The organism is Mesorhizobium sp. M0968 (assembly GCF_040319065.1).
GTDB lineage: Bacteria > Pseudomonadota > Alphaproteobacteria > Rhizobiales > Rhizobiaceae > Mesorhizobium.
In genome coordinates this window covers 1-3,369 of sequence record NZ_JAMYNL010000072.1, presented here as the reverse complement: position 1 = coordinate 3,369, position 3,369 = coordinate 1, and the positions used below count along the sequence as shown (strand labels likewise).

The following is a 3,369-nucleotide window of genomic DNA, read 5'->3' as shown; positions in this document are numbered from 1 at the left end:
GCCGAGAGCCTGCATCTGGTCGAGGGTTGGATGTGTCAGCATGGGTTAGGACCCGCCGCGGATGTTGGTGTGCGATGGCGTGGGCTTGACCGGCTCGGCCGCGGGCGGCACGCGGTCGAGGCCGGATTTGAGGATGGCGTTGTCGTATCCGGCGGCCATGAGCACCGTACGCATCCGGTGAAGACCGCAGACGTGCCGACAGGAAGGCTGCCCGCCCAGGTGACGATGGCGGCGATTGCCTTCAACATGCGCCGATGATCCGGCCGCAGGAGGGTTCGTATGATGAGCATATCCCAGCATTTCGGCTACACGTTCAGCATTGATCGCACAAGCCGCCTTGACATCGATGCTAATAGCGGCATAAATATCTTTACGATTATGCTTCTTTCCACACTCGGAGCCGGCGATGTCCGACAGCAAGCGCTCGAAGACGGAGGCCCTCATCGAACAAGGCACCTTCAATCCAAACCCCGAGAAGGTGGGCGATCCGAAGTTCAGCGACAGCGAGTTCTTCGATCCGCACGACGCCGTGCAGGTCAGATACGAGATGCTGCGGCGCGTCTCCATCGACAACATGTCGGTGACGGTGGCGTCCGACGAGTATGGCGTTTCCAGGCCGACCTATTACCAGGCAAGGGCGAGCTTCGACGCAGCCGGGATTGCGGGACTGGTACCAAAGAAGCCGGGCCCCCGCGGTCCCCACAAAATCGACGACGAAGTCCTGGCGTTTCTTCAGGCACAGTTGGGCCCGGGCGAACCCGTTCGTGCTCGGGAGCTGGCGAAGCTGGTCCGCCGCGAACTCGATGTCGAGCTTCATCCCAGGACGATCGAGCGGGTATTAAAAAAAACCGGCAGGTGAACATTGCCGCGGCATCGGTGCGTTCATCGATCCTGTCGTCGGCCATTGCGGCCCAGTATGAGGTGCTGCGCGGGGCAGCCCTCGGCGAAGCTCTGCCTCTCAAGGCTCGTAGCGGCCTCATGCTCTTTCTGCGCCGGGGCATGTGGGGATGGGCACAGACGCTGGCCGCAGCAGCAAATCCCCTGCAAGAACAAAGTCATCCACCGTCGACCGCCTGGCCGACCCACGGCGGGCACGCAGCCGTCGTTCACGTCCTTGCGACAATAGCCATGAGCATCCACGACCGGAGGTCACCATGAATGCGCACCTTAAAGTCCAGCCTCATCACGTCGAACGCAGCGCCTACCTGTACATCCGCCAATCCTCGATGCGGCAAGTCATCGAGAACACCGAGAGCGCCAGGCGGCAATATGCGCTTCGTGGACGTGCGGTCGCCCTCGGCTGGCGGGACGAGCAGATTATCGTCGTCGACAATGATCAGGGTGAATCCGGTGCTTCGGCGGCCTGGCGCGAGGGGTTTCAGCGTTTGGTCAGCGACGTCGGCATGGGGCGCGCCGGGATCGTGATGGGGCTGGAAGTCTCCCGGCTGGCGCGGAACAATGCCGATTGGCAGCGCCTGCTGGAGATCTGCGCTCTTGCCGACACCCTGATCCTCGATGAAGACGGCGTCTATGACCCCGCAGGCTTCAACGACCGGCTCCTGCTCGGTCTCAAGGGCACCATGAGCGAAGCAGAGTTGCATGTGATCAAGGCACGGCTGCGCGGAGGCATCCTCAACAAGGCAAGGCGCGGCGAGTTTCGCTGTCCCCTGCCAACCGGGCTGGTCTATGACCATTCCGGCAATGTGGTGCTCGATCCGGACACGCAAGTCAGGGAGACGATCATCCATTTCTTCGAGACGTTCGCTCGCGTCGGATCCGCCTCCCAGACCGTCAAGGCCTTTCGCACGGAAGGCCTTTTGTTCCCGTCACGCCTGCACAACAGTCAGACGGTGTTTCGGCCGCTGACCGCATCGACCGCGGTGCGCGTCCTGAACAATCCGCGTTACGCCGGCGCCTATGCCTATGGGCGGCGACACTATCGGCGCACCATCGACGGCAAGAAGACTGTGCGTGCGCGAACTAATGATGATTGGCCGGCCTGCATTCCCGATGCGCATCCCGGCTATATCAGCTGGGAACAACATCAGGAGAACCTGAAGATTCTCAAGGCGAACGGCCAAGGATATGACGCGGCACGAGCGTCAATCCCAAGAGAAGGCCCGGCGCTGCTGCAAGGTCGGGCGGTATGTGGGCAATGCGGCCGGCATTTCCGGGTTCGCTACGCTGCCCGGCGCGGCCGACAGGAAGCCTGGTACATCTGCGATCGCGCCCATACCTATCGCGGTGACCCCTTGTGCCAGTCGATCGCCGGGCCTCCTGTCGATGAAGCCATCGGCAGGCTGATTGCCGAGCAGATGACGCCGGCCGCCGTCGAACTGGCGCTCGACGTCCGTAAGGAGATCCAAGCCCGGCATGAAGAAGCAGATCGGCTGCGCTGTCGCGCGGTCGAGCGCGCCCAGATCGAGGCCGATCTCGCCCAGCGCCGTTTCATGCTGGTCGATCCCGACAATCGTCTCGTCGCCGACACGCTCGAAGGCGAATGGAACGAGAAGCTCCGTATTTTGGCCAAGGCCCGCGAAGAGCGTGAGCGTGCCCGGGAGCACGATCAATTCATCCTTGATGAAGCTGTCCGCGAGCGGCTGGTCGCAATGACGGTGGATTTCAACAAGCTCTGGGCGGATCCCGACACACCAAACCGCGAACGCAAGCGACTCCTTGCCCACATCATCGAGGATGTCACTCTCGTCAAGCTGCCGGCGGAAGGAACCACCAAGGTTCACGTGCGATTCAAAGGCGGCAAGATCCAGACGCTCACAACCTTGAGCCCAAAATCTTCCGCCCAGCAGATCAAGACGCAGCCCGGCATCGTCGAACTGGTCGACAAACTCCTCGACGACCACATCTATTCCGAGATCGCAGAACTGCTCAACCAGCAAGGATACCGTCCCGGCGAGGCCGCACGCCGCGGTCGCCACACCGCCCGCTTCACGGCCTTGCGAGTTGCCTATCTCGTTCACCAATACAAGCTGCGCTCTCGCTATGAGCGCCTGCGGGAACGTGGAATGCTGACAAAACAGGAAGCGGCCGCGCGTCTCAATATCCACGAGCACACCGTCACCCGATGGGCCAAACATGGCCTCATCGCCAGCCACGCCTACAACGGGCACTATTGCCTGTACGAACTTCCCGTTTCGGATCTACCGCAAAAACAATGCAGCCGATGGAACCGGCTCGTCGATCGCGCTGCCGCACGAAGGCAAAATGCCAGCCAGGCAAAAAACTCTCAACTGAAGACGAAAGGGACGTAGTATGAATGCAGATCGTTTGCATACAGCGACATGCCGAGCCCATCATGCCAGATAATCTTGATCAGATTGCCGCTGCGGCCGCGGAAGACATAAATATCGC

The 3,369-nt window shown here is 61.2% G+C and carries 4 protein-coding genes; 2 read left to right on the top strand and 2 right to left on the bottom strand.

The features are described from left to right. Positions 1-45: 45 nt before the first annotated feature. Complete coding sequence (locus NKH67_RS33825) at positions 46-420, bottom strand: hypothetical protein (RefSeq protein WP_353033068.1); 375 nt, start codon at positions 418-420, stop codon at positions 46-48. On the opposite strand from NKH67_RS33825, the gene NKH67_RS33820 reads away from it, so the two are divergent. Continuing rightward, a complete protein-coding gene (locus NKH67_RS33820; RefSeq protein WP_352930109.1) occupies positions 407-859 on the top strand; it encodes a helix-turn-helix domain-containing protein in 453 nt (150 codons plus the stop codon). The two genes, NKH67_RS33825 and NKH67_RS33820, sit on opposite strands and share 14 nt — an antisense overlap. A gap of 295 nt (positions 860-1,154) precedes the next feature. Then, positions 1,155-3,269: a recombinase family protein gene (locus NKH67_RS33815; RefSeq protein ID WP_353033063.1), complete on the top strand. Its 2,115-nt coding sequence runs from the start codon at positions 1,155-1,157 to the stop codon at positions 3,267-3,269. Here the strand turns inward: NKH67_RS33815 and tnpB are convergent. Then, a complete protein-coding gene (gene tnpB, locus NKH67_RS33810) occupies positions 3,245-3,364 on the bottom strand; it encodes an IS66 family insertion sequence element accessory protein TnpB (protein WP_353033066.1) in 120 nt (39 codons plus the stop codon). The genes NKH67_RS33815 and tnpB overlap by 25 nt on opposite strands. Between the last annotated feature and the right edge of the window lie 5 nt (positions 3,365-3,369).